This is a genomic window from Paenibacillus eucommiae (assembly GCF_017874215.1).
Lineage (GTDB): Bacteria > Bacillota > Bacilli > Paenibacillales > NBRC-103111 > Paenibacillus_AI > Paenibacillus_AI eucommiae.
Genome location: NZ_JAGGLB010000002.1, coordinates 419,983 through 436,894 on the forward strand (window position 1 = coordinate 419,983; position 16,912 = coordinate 436,894).

The window sequence follows — 16,912 nt, forward strand, 5'->3', positions numbered from 1 at the left end:
CTTTGTATACATGCAACATACATTCCCCCTTTCACGTTAGTAGGAGTAAGAAACTGCTAATTTTTGGAGGGGGATTTTTTATTATGAAAAAAATGCTGCTATGGAGCTTTCTCGTAGTGGTAAGTGTCAGTCTGATTGCCACCTCATCATGGGCCGGAGAATCACCGGTCAAAAGATCCAAGGGACCCATTCCGATTGAATACAAAGGTAATCAGCTTACTTTTGTACATGAACCGCAAAATAAAAACAATCATTTGATGGTGCCTGCCAAGGAATGGGGCGATTATTTGGGTATTCAAATCGAATGGAATGCCCAGCTGCGAACGGTTACGTCAAAAAGCGGCTCAACCACAGTCGTCTGGACCCTGGGAAAAACCGAGGCTGCAGGCAGCTTAGGCAAGCTTGCTCTAACAGAAGCACCGTATTTACATAATGAAGTCTTTATGGTGCCGCTGCGGGCTTTTTCTGAGGCGTTCGGCTTTTTTACGCTGTGGAACGAATCCAGTAAATCGCTACTGCTGCAAAAGGAAGACAGCGATCTGCCCATTGTCGGCTCCGCGGCAAAGCTCTCCGCTCTTTTGGAACAAAATCCACAATATAATTTGAATACAATGGTAATGAAAACAGAAGCGAGAGCGATGAATAACGAAATGGCCATATCCCCTGTTGCCGAATCAGCTGCCCCTCTTACCGGATCAGATACCGGATCAGCCACAAAGCAAAAGGAAGATTCCGCCTATTCCACGACAAATGTACAAGTTGAAGGTGTAGACGAAGGAGATGTAGTCAAAACAGATGGAAGCTACATTTATCAGGTTAACCGGCAAAAGATCATCGTCAGTCAAGCTCAGCCTGCAAATGAAATGAAGGTCATCAGCACCCTTGAATTCCCTGAGCAAAGTATGGTGCCAACTGAGATTTACGTAGACGCCAAGCATTTGATCGTTATCGGTAATTCCTATATCAGTAATTCCATAGCTCAGCCTGAAGCTTCCCCTAACATATCCAACCGGGCAGAGAAGAAAATGCTGATGCCCATACCTAATTATGGCAAACAAATGGTTAAGGCGATTATTTATGACCTGACAGATAAAACCAAACTTAAAAACATTCGCGAGCTTGAATTAGAGGGTTACTATATTTCATCTCGTAAAATTGCTGATTCACTCTATCTGGTTACCAACAAAGGAATCGATATGCAAGTCCTTCAGCAGAGCAAGAGTGAAGATAATCTCCTTGGGGCGCCTCAGTATCGGGATTCCTTGTCTGGAGACAGCTTTACTACCTTATCCTATGATCGAATTCGCTATTTCCCTACATCCGTCACTCCAAATTATGTGCTCGTTGGCGGTATCGATTTAAGTGCTCCTGAACAAGCGCTGCAGGTTGCTTCTTATGTAGGATCAGGAAATAATATTTATGCTTCTGAGAATCATTTATATGTAGCAGTCAGTGAATATACGAATGATCAGCCCGAGCCGCAAGAAGACGCAGCAGCTAAGAAAAAAATCGCGAATCGTGGCGAATCGTCCCAAATGAATACGCTAGTGTATAAATTTATGCTTGAGAAAGGCAGTGTCCGTTCCGTTGCGAATGGCAAAGTGCCAGGCACGATCCTGAATCAATTTGCCATGGATGAGCATAACGGCTACTTCCGCATTGCCACGACTACCGGGGAAATGTGGCGTGACGATGAATATACCTCCAAGAATAATGTGTATATTCTCGATGGAATGATGAACCTGTCCGGGAAGCTCGAAGGTCTCGCTCCTGGAGAACGTATCTATTCAACCCGGTTTATGGGCGATCGCGCTTATATGGTAACTTTCAAAAATGTAGACCCGCTCTTTGTACTGGATCTCAAAAATCCGCAGCAGCCAAACGTTCTAGGAAAGCTGAAAATACCTGGCTACAGCGATTATTTACATCCCTACGACGAGAATCATCTGATTGGCTTCGGTAAGGATACGCAGGAAGTTAGCATTAAGGGTGACCCTACAAATACCACTGCTGCTTATTATCAGGGCATGAAAATTGCGCTTTTCGATGTTACTGATGTTGCGAATCCTATTGAGCTGTACAAAGAATCTATTGGCGCCAGAGGAACTGACTCAGAGCTTCTGGGCAACCATAAAGCACTTCTTTTTGATAAAGAAAAGGGGCTGCTGGCATTTCCAGTCACTGTAACGGAAAAAGCTTCTTCATCAAATAGCACGAAAGAGAATGAAGCCAGTGAATATGGGCAATTTACTTTTCAGGGAATGTACGTTTATAATCTGAGTCTTGCTCAAGGCTTCCAGCTCAAAGGAAAAATAACTCACTTGTCTCAAGAAGATATCGCAAAAGCTGGGTCAGGCTGGTACGAAAGCGATCTGAACATCCAGCGCGGGCTTTATATCGGAGATGTGCTGTACACTTTGTCACGTGGTTTAATTAAAGCTAACAAGCTGGATTCCTTGCAAGAAGTTGGCCAATTAAAGCTTCCTTAACAAAAGCGTCTTATTGAATAAAGCTCAGGTTTTTATAATACAAAACAACCCTGAATACTCAGGGTTGTTTTGTACAGTTGAGTAATCTACAATGTATAGATACTGCAACATATAAATAAAAAAGGTGATGAATTCAATGACAGCTGTATTGGCAATTGGTTTTTTTATCGTAGTAAGTATGCTTGGACTGCTCACCTGGGTGCTCGGCAAGTCTTATTCCCGAAGAGATCACTAAACCAATACACCCACGTACTCACTTAGAAAGTTAGAGAATATTGAACATATAGAAGAACAAAATAGATGCAGCACCTCCAGCAAGAGAGCTTATGGCATTGACAGCATCATTGGTCATCCAGGCAGCCCCTCTTATTCGGGTGCATGAAGCTTCGCAGTGCGTGTGCTTCTCTACTTCTTTGCCACAAACACTGCAGCGGTACATCACTTGCAAGATTGCCCCAAGCCATGAATCAGACAGAGCACCGATTAATCCCGCCATCATTCCAATGAACAGCAAGGGCACCAGTTGCACTGCATCTAGATGGGCAAAAAGCCACACCATGACTCCGATAAACAAACCTCCAACCGCTGAAGCTCCCGTTCCGAGCCAGGTAATACCTCCCGAAGTTCCTGCTGCAACCTGCTTTCCCGTAATGACCGATCGAGGAAGACTCCGGCTCAAACCACCGATTTCTGTCGCCCAAGTATCGCTTGTAACGGTCGCCATTACACCTACATATGCAGCCCACCATACCGGATCCGGCCAAACAGCATTTATTATACAGAGCAGCAGCCCTATTCCTCCATTCGCCGCAACCTGTGCCGCATCCCTTCTTCCACTCTTCGCATATCCACTCTCTGCTGCAGCTTTCAGCTTTCGCTTCACACTGGAAAGCAATGAGGATGAAATAAAAAAAGCGATTAACGTTCCGAACCATGCCAAGCTTCCGAATACATACATAAGTGTTCCTAATATAACAGCCGCCAGTGCTCCAGAGACAGATAAAGAGCGTTTGCGATAAGCAAGCAGAGAAATGGTCAAGCTGCCCACTAAACCTATCAGCCAATCGGTCATTTGTAAGCCTCCCTCCTTTTATGAATATATATGGAATCTACATCCTGATTGTAAAAAAAACAAAATACATTCCTCTTCATTTGTGCAGGAAGTTTCCATACCTACAGGGAATAATAGTAGCATAAGAAATTGGGATAAGGCTATTCCTGCTTAGGAGGAACTCATGGAAGATGACATAATAGGCTTGGAGCCGCAATTAAAGCAGGAATTAAAGCAGGAATTAGATCCCGAACAAATGCTTCGGATTATTTTTGATTTTGCAGCCAAAATCGCTAATGAGCGAAATCTCGACAACGTGCTAATGCTGATGGCCGATATGGGAAGAGATATGATCGTGTCTGACCGTTGTACAGTTTGGCTGCTGGATAAGAACAAAAACGAGCTTTGGTCCAAGGTTGCTCATGGCATGACAGAAATTCGGATACCTAGTCACGTCGGACTCGTTGGTCATGCCGTCACTTCCGGCGAAGCGGTTTTCATTGATGACGCCTATAAGAATGAAGAGTATCGTGAGTTCTTGGAGAGTGGTGCTCTCAATGTAGATAAGCAAACGGGATACCGGACAAAAGCACTGATGGTGATACCCTTCCGCAATAATGAAGGGGAGATTATCGGAGCTTATCAGGCTGTTAATAAAATGACTACAAGTGGCCAATTCTCAGCAAAAGACATGGAATATCTCACCCTCACTGCCTCCTATGCCGGCAAGTCACTGGAGTCTGCTTTATTAACGAATGAAATTGAAGAGACGCAAAAAGAGATCATTCTCACAATGGGTGAAATTGGTGAAAGCCGCTCCAAAGAAACCGGAAACCATGTAAAAAGAGTCGCTGAGTACTCTTATATTCTTGCATTAGGTCTGGGGATGAGCCAAGATGAGGCTGACTTACTGAAAATGGCATCGCCCATGCATGACATTGGCAAGGTGGCCATACCCGATGAGGTGCTCAAAAAACCGGGCAAGCTAACGAAAGAAGAATTCGAAATCATGAAAGCCCACACGCAAATCGGCTATAACCTCTTAAAAAACTCCAATCGCCACATCCTCAAAACAGCTGCCGTGGTAGCTTACCAGCATCACGAAAAATGGAACGGAAAAGGGTATCCCTGCGGAATAGCAGGCGAGGAAATCCACATCTATGGGCGTATTACAGCCATCGCGGACGTGTTTGACGCATTAGGAAGCGAACGAGTCTATAAGAAGGCATGGAGTCTGGAACAAATTCTTACCTTATTTCAAGAAGAGCGCGGCGAGCATTTTGATCCCAGAGTCGTTGATGTGTTCTTTAAACAGCTGCCGCTTATTATTAAGGTCAGAGATTTATATGCTGAGAAAAAAACCTTCTTGGGCGTCCTTTGAGGAGCGTGTTCATTACGTGGTTGCAGGAGGGAGGTAAGGACTGTGGGCTCCAGCCGCTGTTAAAGATTTGTTCCCTTGAATGGAATGTATGTGAGGATAGAACAAATCTTTAAAGGCGGACGCTAGCGCTCTTCCTCCCACAGCCCTTACCTCTCTCAGCTACTAAGTGCAGAACAAGCCATTCTCAAACGGACAGCCAGCAAGGGCTTCCTTCCTTTGTTATTACAGAAAGGATCTAGCAACAATATTTACGGAAAGAGTCAATATGTAAAAAACGGAGGGGAAATTACCCCTCCGTTTTTATTAGAGTTCCACCCAAGAGCTGGTCCCCCCAATAAAGCTCCAATCGATCTCCGTCATGAACGGCGCCCACTCCCTCAGGTGTACCCGTATAAATAATATCTCCTTCGCCAATTCCATATTGTACTGCGATGTAATCTACCAGTGTTTGTAAATCAAATATCATCTGACTCGTATTGCCTCTTTGTTTGGCTTCTCCATTGTGGAACAGATGAAAATCTGTCTGCAGGAGCGCTGCCGCTCCTGGAAATGGAAGAAAATCCGTAATCACTGCTGATCCAAGGAAGCCCTTGGCTGGAAGCCAGGGCAGTCCCTTCTTCTTCAGCTCGTTCTGTACATCCCGCAATGTGAAATCAATGCCAAGCGCAAATTGATCAATCAGCTCGTCAACGGAAATACCTGCAGAGTAAGTCCTGCCAACTCGAAGTACAAGCTCCGCTTCATAATGAATGGCACCACGATTACCAGGAAGTTTTACCGTTTCCTCCTGCGTATGTACTAATGAGTGGGTAGGTTTAGTAAACACCAGGGGTGAAGCAGGGACTTCGTTTCCCAATTCGGCAGCATGAGCCCGGTAATTGCGTCCGATGCAATATATATTACGAATAGCAGTTGGAAGCTTCATAGCAGATTCGTCCTCCCCCTATTTTATAACTCTACTGAAAAGATGCGAACCTTGCCTTATTTCTTTACCTTTTGAAGCGGTATAACTTTCCCGTCTTTATCCACTTTCGACTTGATGGACAGCTTCGTCAATCTTTCAAACAGCGCCGTTCCCAGCTCTGGGGTCATGATTTCAGGTCTAGCCAGGGTGTTCTTTATCGGTACTAATTGCAGGTTGCATTCTCTTTCCTTGCTGCATGTTGCTTCCAGAATAGCACTCTCCCAAGTTTTCTGAACTTCATTCAGTGTGAAAATAAAGTTACCCAGGCTGTAAGCAATCCATTTTCCTTTGTAGCTTTCCAAGCCCTGCAGAACATGCGGATGACTGGCCACGATTAAATCTGCACCTGCATCAATAAAACGGTGAGCAAGATCCGTCTGATGCTCCACCGGATAATCAGTGCGCTCTACTCCCCAATGGGGAATAACGACAACCAGATCAGCTTTCTCCCGGGCTTTCTTTATTTCTTCGACAGGCCTTTCGTGATTGTAAGCATCTGCTACTCCCGGATTATCAAAAGCTGCTTTCCAAGAACCTTCGGGAACAAAGCGGCTAAAGCCTAAAAAAGCAATTTTGATCCCCTGCTTTTCTATGATGACCGATTTAAAAGCATCGTCGGCATTTTTGCCAGCACCCACATATTTAATTCCCATTTTGTCGAGCTCTTTGAAGGTATCGAACAGTCCTTCTTTGCCGTAATCCAGAATATGATTGTTAGCAAGATTAACCAAATCAAATCCGGCATCCTTGAAGGCCGGTAAGGCAAGCGGTGAGGAGCGGTACACATATTTTTCCTTGCTCTGTGCCTCTTCCCTTTTGGTTATGGGTGTTTCCAGGTTGGCGATCGTCAAATCGGCTTTCTGCAAGTACTCTTTTACGAATGAATAAGGATAATCATAGCCATTTTTTATTAATTGCTCTTCTACTCTATCAGCGAACATAACATCTCCGACAAAAGTAAGCTTTACTTTCGCGCCTGAAACAGGCGTTTGCGGCGCCACGGTTTGAGTGGGCTTAGCCGTTGGAAGCGGCACTGTCGTTGCACCTGCCGGTGTAGTTGCAATAGCAGTCGCTTGTGGAGAAGGCTTCGCTGACTCAGATGGCTCATTAGTCGGCGTATTGGCCGGAGCAGTCTGTTCGGGCTCTTGTGAAGACCCTGGTGTGTTCGTGACATGATCCGTTGCCTGCGGATTTTCTGGCAGGTTTTCATTGTCCACAGCTTGTTTGGAACGATTGGATTCATAGATGGAGAAAAGGACAATAATCAAACACAGCGCCGCAATGGATGCCCAGGCAGCCAGCCGTTTCGCTGGAACAGCGACTTTTGCTTTTTTACGTTTACGATCTGATCTGGATAACATAGCAAACCCCTTTATACATAGCTTTTATTAGTATTTTTTCATCCTACTGTCAAATTATATCAGAAGTGAGCGGCAAAAGTAACTTCTACTCCAGACCTAATCTTCTTTAATTTGAAGAAATCGCTTTTTGGCGTCTGGTTTCTGAGCGAAAGAGAGAGTGACGATAAGGAAAATGGGGACTTCCCCATAGATTCTATGAGTCAAACACGCACTAAAAAAAAGAAAGCACCCAATCTAGTAAATTGAGTGCTCTGCTCAAAAATTCCGTATACACTAGTTTACTACAAGTTCATTCGGTGCTAGGGTTTCAGCTTCATCGTTACCCGCGTACACGGGCGATAGCAAGACCATCATAGGCAGGTATAATCGTGCTATCCAGACGGTCATCCTGGGCTATCTGCTGATTAAATAATCGCATAGCCTGAATGGAGGCTTTCGTTTGGGCAGGATCCTGGACACGTCCATGCATCAGCGTATTGTCGCCTACAATAATTGCACCCGGATTAGCAAGCTTCAGCGCCCACTCTAAATAATTCGGATAATTAACTTTGTCGGCATCAATAAAGAAAAAATCAAATTTTGCGCCTTCCTCCTGCAGCTTTTGCAAATGGACGAGCGCTTCCCCAACACGATATTCAACCAAGCTTCCCAATCCTGCATCGCTCAAATGCTGCCTGGCGACATCAGCAAACTCCTGCTTAAGCTCCAGAGATACGAGCAAGCCGTCCGGATCCAAGCCTCTGGCAATACATATGCCGCTATATCCTCCCAATGCTCCTATTTCCAGTGCTCTCTTGGCTCCATTCATCTTTACAAGTAACGTCAACAATCTTCCATATCCGGGCGCTATCGAGATTTCAGGCATATTGCGGGTACGGATTCCTTCTTTCACCTTTTCCAGTACTGTATCCTGAGCAAATAATGCTTCTACATAATCTTCAGCAGTTTTAGATTCCATCTTATTATTCCTCCTTAAACGACCACCTGTGAGGCTTGGGGAGATTGTAAATCAGCCCCTTTTGTCCTATACTTGATTGTATGGTTTTTTACGAGGAAGTACAACTGTGTTCGCGAACGGATACGGATAGATAGGAAGGTATGTACATCATGTCTCAGTTTGATCTTATTGCAACTACCCCCATGGGGCTTGAAGCCGTTGCAGCCCGGGAAATTCGTGATTTGGGCTATACGGATGTAACCGTTGAGAATGGCCGCGTCATTTTCAAAGGAGATGAGCTGGCGATTTGCCGGGCAAATTTATGGCTGCGCACAGCGGATCGTATTCTTATCAAGATGGGCCAATTCGAAGCCCGCACTTTTGATGAATTATTTGAGGGGACCAAAGCTCTAGCCTGGCCTGATTGGATACCCAATGACGCGGAGTTCCCTGTTCAGGGACGCTCTTATAAATCGCAGCTTTCCAGTGTACCTGCCTGCCAGGGCATCGTGAAGAAGGCGGTTGTGGAAAAAATGAAGCTGCGCAGCGGCACCGAGTGGTTCGCCGAAACGGGCGCCCGCTATGTGATTGAAGTCGCGCTGCTGAACGACGTGGCGACGCTGACCATCGACACCACTGGCCCCAGCCTCCACAAGCGCGGCTACCGTAAGCTTGTGACCGAGGCTCCGCTCAAGGAGACTATGGCTGCAGCTTTGGTGCTGCTTAGCCGCTGGCGGCCTGAGCGGCCGCTCTACGACCCGTTCTGCGGGTCGGGAACGATTCCGATCGAGGCGGCGATGATCGGTTGGAATATTGCGCCGGGCCTCCGGCGCGACTTCCCCAGCGAGCTGTGGGACAACATCCCACCCGAGCTGTGGGAGCAGGCCCGCGAAGAGGCCTACGACTCCGTACGCGACGATTTCCCGCTGGACATCGTCGGCTCTGACATCGATAGCAGCGCCATCGATGTCGCCTTGGCCGCCGCCAAGGCGGCCGGGCTTGCCGGACAGCTCCACTTCCGAGTGGAGCCTGTGGCCAAAGCCCGCCCGCGCGGCGACTATGGCTGCCTGATCACCAATCCCCCCTATGGGGAGAGGCTTGGTGATCAGCAGGATGCCCTGCAGGCGCTGCGCCAGCTAGGTTCGCTAACGAAGAAGCTGCCTACGTGGAGCGTCTTCGTGCTAAGCCCGGACAAACAGTTGGAGTCCAGCATGGGAGGGCGACGTGCCGATAAGAAGCGCAAGCTGTTCAACGGCCGCATTGAGTGCAATCTCGCGCAATTTCTGGGGCCATTGCCTCCAAGAAATTTCGTCCAGTCAGCACAAACTCACGCTTCTCAAGCTTCTGAATCTCCTCTATCTCAAACTGCACAAAATTCTGAGGGCAGGGATTGATTCCTACATCCAAACAGATTAACAAAGAAACCGCACCAGGACTCGAAGTCCTAAGTGCGGTTTCTTTGTTAATGCAACTCCAGCTTTTGCAAGACTAGCCTAAACTTACAGATCTTGATTTGAAATTCAAGCATTGATAGAGACGGACCAGAAATGCTTCAACCTGCGACCAGTTAAATCCGCGATCCGCTGTTTTCTTCTCGGACTCGGCAGTGTCCTGACTATGTAAATCCAGCAAATTGGACAGTGGAGCGCACTTGACGGAAAGCTTAACCTCGCCCTTCCAATAAAAGATCAGCATACTGCTTTTCCTGCCGTGAAACATCTCCACATCCCAGCAGGTCTCTTTCAAAGAATACTCCTCACGATTTATCAGCAGCTTGGGTCCTTCTGATGAAGGAATCAAGCGGGCAACGCTTTTACCGCTAAGGGAAGTCAATACTTCCTCACTATGATTCATCCATTCTGTCTGCATGCTGCAAGCCCCCTTTCTTACAATAAAATATTCATTAAAATAATAAAGATGAGCGCTCCAAGAGTTTACGCAGCACAACAGCGCTTTGAGCACAGTCGGCTTCGTAAATCTTGATTTTTCCCGCTAAAATAGCCCCACACACTTCTACAGGAGGGGTCCTAGTTATATTACCCTATCCTTCGGTAGCTGGCTGGCAGCACAACCTTGTCGGTCGAGTAAGCCCCTAATAGCTTTGCGTCGCTGGCTTTCGCCAGGTATGCCATTTATCGAGAAATATGATTAACGCATCATTACCCGGTCTGCGAAAGAAATACTACACTTAAGAATACGGGAAAATAGGCAACAGAAACATGGTCCATTTGCTCCATTTTGTATACTTTAGTATAGTCTATTGGAACTGGATTTGCAATTAAAGTCGGAAAATGTTATCGAACAACCTTTATAAAACAGACAACGCTATTTCAACTTGGTAATTTTTGCTGGAACAGCATATAATAAGATCAAAGAAAACGGAGGTGAACCTATGAAAATTATGATCACAGGAGGCTCTGGCTTTGTTGGTGGTCACTTAATCCCCTTCTTGCAAAGCAATGGGCATCATGTGATTCTGGTTTCGCGGTCAGCTTCCACAGATTCAGGACTTGATGTTACGAAGGTGACTTGGAATCAACTGCGAGAAGAATCAGCTGCTTTGGAAGGCATTGACGCCATTGTTAATCTAGCAGGTGAATCAATTAATCAGCGGTGGACCCCTGCGGCCAAGAAACGTATCCTTGAATCCCGCCTTCAAGCTGCGGGACAGATTAGCGATTTCATTAACCGTCTCAAGGTCAAACCTAAGGTTGTCGTAAATGCATCCGGTATGTCTATCTACGGAGATTCGGAAACAGAAGCTTTCGACGAACGTAGTCCCCATCGCGTTGTAGATTTTTTATCAGGTATTGTCGAAAAGTGGGAACAGGCTGCTGATCAAATCAAAGGTACCCGGATTGTCAAAATCCGTATCGGTGTTGTTCTGGGCAATGACGGGGGCGCTTTTCCAAAAATGGCCCTGCCATACAAGCTAGGAATTGGCGGAAGAGTAGGCAGTGGTAAGCAGTGGATTTCCTGGGTTCATATCGAAGACATGGTCAGATTGATCGCTTATTGCATAGAGCACGAGACGATTAACGGCCCCGTCAATGCAACAGCGCCAAGCCCGGTAACGAACGACCAATTCGGAAGAGCGATAGCGAGGTCGCTGCGTCGGCCGCATTGGTTTCCGGTCCCTTCTTTTATGATGAAGCTTGTTTTTGGTGAATTATCCACCCTCTTGTTGGATGGTCAGAAGGTTATCCCCCGCGCACTTCTTGAGCATGGCTTCACCTTTAAGTTTCCAGGCGTAGACCAAGCTTTGCAGGATCTCGCAGCTAACCGCTAAGCCGGGAACTGGCTGGAGGCGTAACGCTTCTCAGTAAAAGAGCCTCCGGCTGGAGGGCTCTTTTCGTTTCACTTTATGTATTTCGCGGCTTTCTGGGCATTAATGGTCTCCGTGATTGCCCTTGCTCGGATTCGTAATCATAAAGCCTTCCTTCGGCAAATAAAAATAATCAATACGTATGCCGTCAAGCAATGGCTCGTCCTTGTCCAACAGGACATCAATGCCCTTATCGGTGCTAACAACAACGTCATTGTCCGATTTATCATCAAGACCAAGGCTGTAATGAGCATGATCTCCATGTTTATGTGTGACCTGGATACGAACCATCAAGTTTTGGTTCTCTTCATTCTGTAGCTCCGATAGAAGTACTTTTGCTGCACTGCGGGAAATTTTGACGTTCATTGTTCACATCTCCTGAAACATGTTTTATTCTTATTGTAAAGAATCTGGGGATCGAAATCAACCATTGATCAATTGTCGATCTATGATTCATCATTCATTCACCAATCTTACATCAATGAATGACCAGCTATTGAGCAGCTATTGAACAACTAATTTAATACGAACTTGTCATTTGAACTGTATTTATTTAGTATGAACAGTAGGATATTTTCGAAAGCTCGTAAACATGCAAAGAGGAAAAGGAGCCACACAAACAAGATGATAACTATAAAAACCAAGGAACAAATTGACAAAATGGGTGCTGCAGGCAAGATTCTCGCCGCCTGTCATCAGGAAATTGCCAAGATGATACGCCCTGGCATCGACAGCTGGGAGATTGACCAATTCGTTGAAGCCTTTCTCGCCAAGCATGGGGCAACACCGGAGCAAAAAGGCTACCGCGGCTACCAATACGCTACCTGCGCTTCTGTCAACGACGTGATTTGTCACGGCTTCCCGAGCAAAACGCCCCTTCTTGAGGGAGATATCGTTACGATCGATATGGTCGTAAACCTCGACGGCTGGCTGGCCGATTCTGCCTGGTCCTATGCAGTGGGAAATATTTCTGCAGAAGCCCAAAAGCTGCTTGATGTGACCAAGGAATCCCTTTTTAAAGGCATTGAGCAAGCAGTCATCGGAAACCGTATAGGTGACGTATCTCATGCTATCCAAGCTTATGCCGAAGCACAAGGCTTCTCCGTCGTCCGTGATTTTATTGGGCATGGTATTGGCCAGCTGATGCATGAGGACCCACAGGTGCCACATTACGGCCCTGCTGGAAGAGGCGTCCGTCTTAAGGAAGGCATGGTCTTTACGATTGAACCTATGATTAACGTAGGCAAGTATTTTTCCAAAGTCGATTTGGATGGATGGACAGCGCGCACTGTGGATGGCAGCCTTTCCGCTCAATATGAGCACACAATAGCAATAACGGCCCAAGGACCGCTTATATTAACTCAGCTGTAACTCGAATGCTCAAATACAATCAGGAACTTATCAGAAAACCGGAGGGAATCAAGTGATTTCTTTTTATCGAAAATATTGGAGAACGGCCTTTGACATCGCCTTAATCGTTCTTACTGTTTACTTGTTCATGCTGCTTTTTAGCTATCTCTACAAAATTGCTACCCCTATATTTATGGCCTTTCTTATTTTTTGGATGATTGAACCACTTGCCCGGTTTCTGAACCGCCGGGGAATTCGCAAATCCATTGCTTCCGCTATATCCACCTTTGTGTTTATTACAATTATTTTAGGCGTCATTTTTGCCGCGAGCGTTATTTTTATTAATCAGATTACGACCTTTGCCGGTAAAATCGATGATTACAAGCTCGTTTTTCAAGAACAAATTGTTCAGCGGATTGGCGATCTCCAGGTGCAGCTTCAAGATAAGCTTCCTGCAGACATTGTGGATAAGGCAACGACCTACGCCTCGAATTTCACTGAAAAAGCGTCCGGTTTAGTAGCAGGTTTTTTCTCTGGCCTGATCGGTATGGTCACTTCCTTCTCCACCTTTATTATGAATTTTGTGATCGGTATCATCCTCGCCTATTTTCTCAGCATCGAGATTGATTCCTGGAAGAGGATCGCTACTGATAAGACACCAAAAACATTTAAAAGCGTATTTTTCTTTCTCAAAGAAAATGTGCTTAAAGGGATCATCTTTTACATTAAAGCGCAATTTAAGCTGATCTTTCTTACCTTCATCGTTATTTTCATTACACTACTGCTGCTCAAAGTGAATAATGCATTCTCCATCGCCTTGCTTGCGGGCCTTTTCGATGTTCTACCGCTGCTTGGAGTGTCCACATTATTTATTCCCTGGATTGTGTACCTGTTCATTGTCGGCAATACATCTCTTGCTATTTGGCTTAGCGCTGTGCTGCTCGTCGTCATTTTGGTCCGGCAGATCATGGAGCCGAAAATAACAGGTGAATCCTTGGGTGTATCCGCATTTACTACACTGTCCTTTATGATTATTTCATTGTCCATATTCGGGATATCCGGCCTGATCCTGTCGCCTGTACTGATTATTTTGCTAAAAGCACTTTATGATCAGGGCTATCTGCAGCGATGGATCCACAAGCCTGAAGAAGAATATCCAACTCAGTAAAACACGCCTTGTGATGTCCATGGGTGTGTTTGGGACTTGTGGCGCTTAGGGAGAGAATGACTGTGGGCTCCAGCCGCTGTTAAAGTTTTGTTCCATTAAGCTCAAACGCAAATTTCAAACGAACAGCCAGCAATGGTTTTTCTCTTAAGTTTAGAGGAGATTTCCTAGCGAGTGGGGACTGGGAATGTAGACCGCGTGCAGCTGAGAAGGACCTGATGCTTTAACGATGTTTTTCATGTTTTTCATCGTTAAAAGCATTAGGTCCTCTCCACATTCTTACTTTAACGATGAAAAACATCGCTTAAGTGAAGCACATGCTCCAAAGCTGGTCCCTTTCCACTTCAGGCATCCCAAAAACTTATACTTTCTAAACAAGTACAAAAAAACACAAAATAAGGGCTGTCTCGCCAGTAGCAATGCTACTTCTGAGACAGCCCTATTTATGCTAATTTATCTTCAGCCATATCATGTTTTCTGTTTTATAGCTTCTGTTTTATGGCTTCTGTTTTATGGCTTCTGTTTTAGTTACTTTTTGTTGCTATTTGCTGTCTGCTGACTTCTTGCTCCCTACTCTACAGAGAGATCACCAGGCTTAACTGGCGCTTGCTCTGCAGAAGGAGCTGGTGTTACTACAGCAGGAACTGCCGGAGCTATGCGTTTAGGCTTGGAGGATCCACTAGGCCCGTTATTTCCACTGGCTATGTTAGACCCGTTACCTCCCGACGAACGCTGTGTCAAATTCTTGATCAGCCCTTCGACATCGATGCCTGATACACTTTTGAGCATCTCAGGAGCCGTAGCCATTAGAGAGGTCACATAGTTGCTTATACGTGCCGCCCCTTCTCCATTGCCTGTATCCACTACTGTAAGCTTATCAATTGCACTAATAGGCTCAGCAATTTTACCAGCAAGCTCTGGAAGCATCTTCACAATAATATCGAGGACTGCTGCTTCGCCAAATGATTCGAACGCTTCTGCCAGCTTTTGCTTGGCTTCCGCTTCGGCAAGACCGCGCAAGCGAATCACTTCAGATTCGGCAGTACCCTTCGCTCTTTCCGCATCAGCCTCGGCTTGACCGTTCAAACGCTTCTGCTCCGCATTCGCTCTCGCCTCAGCTTCGATCCGGTAACGCAAAGCATCTGCTTCGAGGAATTTACGGGCTTTCTCAGCTTCCGCGGATTGCTCGACAGAGTAACGATCAGCATCTGCTTTCTTCTTCACTTCAGCATCATACTGCTTCTCGCGGCGCAAAATCTCCTTGCCTTCGAGATCAATTTCACGCTCTTTGCGTACGAGCTCAACCTTCATCTGCTCTTCCACAACGCTCTGCTTGGAGCGTGCTTCCTGAATATGATAAGCCTGATCCGCTTCGGCCTTGGCTGTGTCCTGTTCTCTTTTGAATGAGGCAACCTTCAATTCCTTGGACTTCTCTGCCTCGGCGATGTTCGTATCTCGAAGCAGCTCTGCCTTCTGCCCCTCTTCTGCAGCCTTCGCCTTCTGGACTCTCGCATCCCGTACCGCATCAGCCTCAGCTATTTCCGCATCCCGCTTAACTGCCGCAATACGAGGCTTTCCTAACGCCTCCAGATAGCCCTGCTTATCGCGCAGATCCTTGATCGTGAAGGAAACAATCTGCAGCCCCATTTTTTTCAAATCCCGCGCTGCCACGCCTTGAACTTCCTGAGCAAATTTATCACGATTTTTGTAAACTTCCTCCACCGTCATCGTTCCAAGAATGGCACGCAAATGGCCTTCCAGAACTTCCTGGGCTTCCATTTTCAATGATTCTGTAGGCTTGCCCATATACTGCTCTGCCGCTGTGGATACATCTTCGATGGAACCGCCAATTTTGATAATCGCAACTCCATCAGCCATAACCGGAACCCCTTGCTCCGTATAAACCTCAGGCGTTGATACATCTAGCTTATGGGAAAGCAACGACAAGAATTCAGCCTTCTGAAAAATAGGAAGAATAAATGCCCCGCCACCGCGAACAATTTTCACCTTGCGTCCCATATCGTCATCAGCTATATGCTGATTGCCCAAAAAAGAGCCAGTCACAATCATCGCTTCATCCGGACCTACCGTCTTATATCTGGCCCAGAATGCAAGTCCCAAAATAATAATAACGGCCACTACAATAGCGGGTATTACCAATGCGTCGGATTCTAATAATTTATTAATCATGTAGATGTGTTCCCCTTTCCGTCAACAAAAGTATGAGTACGTTCTTCCAGCAGCGTTACAAAAAGCACCTGCTCTTTTACTTCAACTACGACAACTCTTTCCCCGTCTGCAATCGCTGTTCCTTCAAAGCCTGCCGCAATCTGATTTGTAATTCCAGAACCGACTTTGATCATCACCTCACCGTATCCTCGATCCGGAATGGGAACAACCACTTCGCCGATCCGTCCAACCAGCTCTTTCATCGAAAAACCAGTTGAATTTTCACTTCGCTGTACCGGTTTAACATAAAGAAACCATAACAACGCTGAAAGAAATACAGCTAGAATTCCAGCAACAACCAGGGATAGAAAACCTCCGAGAGGCGAATACTTAAGGAGCAGGATACCAGTCCCGCCAAATGCTGTAACCCCGCCCACCCAAACTACAGGCTGTAAAAAAGCAATAGGATGACCTGCAAGCGTATCTGCCCAGCCACTCAATACTTCCCCAAATAAGAGTGTGACGATCGTAAATAATATACCGGTAATGAAACAGCCCCAAAAGAAAGTTTCCATTTCATTCCTCCCTTGTTCATATGCTGTTGAAGCCTTATGTATGTTCTATACGTCTGACCCCTTCAATAGTTTCAAAGCAGAAGAAAGTAAAATATCAGCTGCAAATAAGCATAAAATATTGCAAACCAGGATAGATCCCCTTGCC

General features: G+C 46.0%; 14 protein-coding genes and 1 riboswitch. Of the genes, 6 read left to right on the plus strand and 8 right to left on the minus strand.

All coding sequences use genetic code 11. From position 1 onward, the window contains the following. Positions 1 to 83: 83 nt before the first annotated feature. Complete coding sequence (locus J2Z66_RS04260) at positions 84 to 2,489, plus strand: beta-propeller domain-containing protein (protein WP_209970108.1); 2,406 nt, start codon at positions 84 to 86, stop codon at positions 2,487 to 2,489. 265 nt (positions 2,490 to 2,754) lie between these two features. Here J2Z66_RS04260 and J2Z66_RS04265 read toward each other — a convergent pair whose 3' ends face one another. Continuing rightward, complete coding sequence (locus J2Z66_RS04265; RefSeq protein WP_209970109.1) at positions 2,755 to 3,561, minus strand: DUF92 domain-containing protein; 807 nt, start codon at positions 3,559 to 3,561, stop codon at positions 2,755 to 2,757. 163 nt (positions 3,562 to 3,724) lie between these two features. On the opposite strand from J2Z66_RS04265, the gene J2Z66_RS04270 reads away from it, so the two are divergent. Then, positions 3,725 to 4,921, plus strand: a complete 1,197-nt coding sequence (locus J2Z66_RS04270) for an HD domain-containing phosphohydrolase (protein WP_209970110.1) — start codon at positions 3,725 to 3,727, stop codon at positions 4,919 to 4,921. 286 nt (positions 4,922 to 5,207) lie between these two features. Here J2Z66_RS04270 and J2Z66_RS04275 read toward each other — a convergent pair whose 3' ends face one another. From J2Z66_RS04275 to J2Z66_RS04285, 3 genes are all read right to left on the minus strand, one after another. Beyond that, on the minus strand, positions 5,208 to 5,846 hold the full coding sequence (locus J2Z66_RS04275) for a fumarylacetoacetate hydrolase family protein (RefSeq protein ID WP_209970111.1): 639 nt from the start codon (positions 5,844 to 5,846) through the stop codon (positions 5,208 to 5,210). 56 nt (positions 5,847 to 5,902) lie between these two features. Continuing rightward, on the minus strand, positions 5,903 to 7,246 hold the full coding sequence (locus tag J2Z66_RS04280; RefSeq protein ID WP_209970112.1) for a CapA family protein: 1,344 nt from the start codon (positions 7,244 to 7,246) through the stop codon (positions 5,903 to 5,905). 319 nt (positions 7,247 to 7,565) lie between these two features. Then, the gene (locus J2Z66_RS04285) at positions 7,566 to 8,204 is read right to left on the minus strand and encodes an O-methyltransferase (protein WP_209970113.1); all 639 of its coding nucleotides are present in this window, start codon (positions 8,202 to 8,204) and stop codon (positions 7,566 to 7,568) included. A gap of 149 nt (positions 8,205 to 8,353) precedes the next feature. On the opposite strand from J2Z66_RS04285, the gene J2Z66_RS04290 reads away from it, so the two are divergent. After that, a complete protein-coding gene (locus J2Z66_RS04290; RefSeq protein WP_209970114.1) occupies positions 8,354 to 9,577 on the plus strand; it encodes a THUMP domain-containing class I SAM-dependent RNA methyltransferase in 1,224 nt (407 codons plus the stop codon). 94 nt (positions 9,578 to 9,671) lie between these two features. On the opposite strand, the gene J2Z66_RS04295 is transcribed toward J2Z66_RS04290, so the two are convergent. Further along, positions 9,672 to 10,052 (minus strand): hypothetical protein, encoded by a 381-nt coding sequence (locus J2Z66_RS04295; RefSeq protein WP_209970115.1) that lies wholly within the window; start codon positions 10,050 to 10,052, stop codon positions 9,672 to 9,674. Between the two features lie 178 nt (positions 10,053 to 10,230). After that, positions 10,231 to 10,323, minus strand: a riboswitch (cyclic di-GMP riboswitch). Between the two features lie 252 nt (positions 10,324 to 10,575). Between J2Z66_RS04295 and J2Z66_RS04300 the strand changes: the two genes are divergently transcribed. Then, a complete protein-coding gene (locus J2Z66_RS04300) occupies positions 10,576 to 11,472 on the plus strand; it encodes a TIGR01777 family oxidoreductase (protein WP_209970116.1) in 897 nt (298 codons plus the stop codon). Positions 11,473 to 11,571: 99 nt separating this feature from the next. Here the strand turns inward: J2Z66_RS04300 and J2Z66_RS04305 are convergent, their stop codons facing one another. Continuing rightward, a complete protein-coding gene (locus J2Z66_RS04305; RefSeq protein WP_209970117.1) occupies positions 11,572 to 11,874 on the minus strand; it encodes an iron-sulfur cluster assembly accessory protein in 303 nt (100 codons plus the stop codon). Positions 11,875 to 12,132: 258 nt separating this feature from the next. Here J2Z66_RS04305 and map point away from each other — a divergent pair, with 258 nt between their 5' ends. Together map and J2Z66_RS04315 are read left to right on the plus strand one after the other, a co-directional pair. Continuing rightward, positions 12,133 to 12,879, plus strand: coding sequence for a type I methionyl aminopeptidase (gene map / locus J2Z66_RS04310; protein WP_209970118.1), 747 nt, complete (start codon positions 12,133 to 12,135; stop codon positions 12,877 to 12,879). Positions 12,880 to 12,931: 52 nt separating this feature from the next. Further along, positions 12,932 to 14,026 carry an AI-2E family transporter gene (locus J2Z66_RS04315; protein WP_209970119.1) on the plus strand — a complete coding sequence of 365 codons (1,095 nt, stop codon included), beginning with the start codon at positions 12,932 to 12,934 and terminating at the stop codon, positions 14,024 to 14,026. Between the two features lie 567 nt (positions 14,027 to 14,593). Here the strand turns inward: J2Z66_RS04315 and floT are convergent. Beyond that, positions 14,594 to 16,213: a flotillin lipid rafts scaffold protein FloT gene (gene floT, locus J2Z66_RS04320; RefSeq protein WP_209970120.1), complete on the minus strand. Its 1,620-nt coding sequence runs from the start codon at positions 16,211 to 16,213 to the stop codon at positions 14,594 to 14,596. Beyond that, positions 16,210 to 16,767: an NfeD family membrane protein gene (locus tag J2Z66_RS04325; RefSeq protein WP_209970121.1), complete on the minus strand. Its 558-nt coding sequence runs from the start codon at positions 16,765 to 16,767 to the stop codon at positions 16,210 to 16,212. The genes floT and J2Z66_RS04325 overlap by 4 nt, the downstream gene beginning before the upstream one ends. Positions 16,768 to 16,912 lie beyond the last annotated feature (145 nt).

Bases quoted from the DNA above. Each gene is read 5' to 3' on its own strand.
- J2Z66_RS04260 (WP_209970108.1), top strand. From the start codon at position 84: ATGAAAAAAATGCTGCTATGGAGCTTTCTCGTAGTGGTAAGTGTCAGT.
- J2Z66_RS04265 (WP_209970109.1), bottom strand. From the start codon at position 3,561: ATGACCGATTGGCTGATAGGTTTAGTGGGCAGCTTGACCATTTCTCTG.
- J2Z66_RS04270 (WP_209970110.1), top strand. From the start codon at position 3,725: ATGGAAGATGACATAATAGGCTTGGAGCCGCAATTAAAGCAGGAATTA.
- J2Z66_RS04275 (WP_209970111.1), bottom strand. From the start codon at position 5,846: ATGAAGCTTCCAACTGCTATTCGTAATATATATTGCATCGGACGCAAT.
- J2Z66_RS04280 (WP_209970112.1), bottom strand. From the start codon at position 7,246: ATGTTATCCAGATCAGATCGTAAACGTAAAAAAGCAAAAGTCGCTGTT.
- J2Z66_RS04285 (WP_209970113.1), bottom strand. From the start codon at position 8,204: ATGGAATCTAAAACTGCTGAAGATTATGTAGAAGCATTATTTGCTCAG.
- J2Z66_RS04290 (WP_209970114.1), top strand. From the start codon at position 8,354: ATGTCTCAGTTTGATCTTATTGCAACTACCCCCATGGGGCTTGAAGCC.
- J2Z66_RS04295 (WP_209970115.1), bottom strand. From the start codon at position 10,052: ATGCAGACAGAATGGATGAATCATAGTGAGGAAGTATTGACTTCCCTT.
- J2Z66_RS04300 (WP_209970116.1), top strand. From the start codon at position 10,576: ATGAAAATTATGATCACAGGAGGCTCTGGCTTTGTTGGTGGTCACTTA.
- J2Z66_RS04305 (WP_209970117.1), bottom strand. From the start codon at position 11,874: ATGAACGTCAAAATTTCCCGCAGTGCAGCAAAAGTACTTCTATCGGAG.
- map (WP_209970118.1), top strand. From the start codon at position 12,133: ATGATAACTATAAAAACCAAGGAACAAATTGACAAAATGGGTGCTGCA.
- floT (WP_209970120.1), bottom strand. From the start codon at position 16,213: ATGATTAATAAATTATTAGAATCCGACGCATTGGTAATACCCGCTATT.
- J2Z66_RS04325 (WP_209970121.1), bottom strand. From the start codon at position 16,767: ATGGAAACTTTCTTTTGGGGCTGTTTCATTACCGGTATATTATTTACG.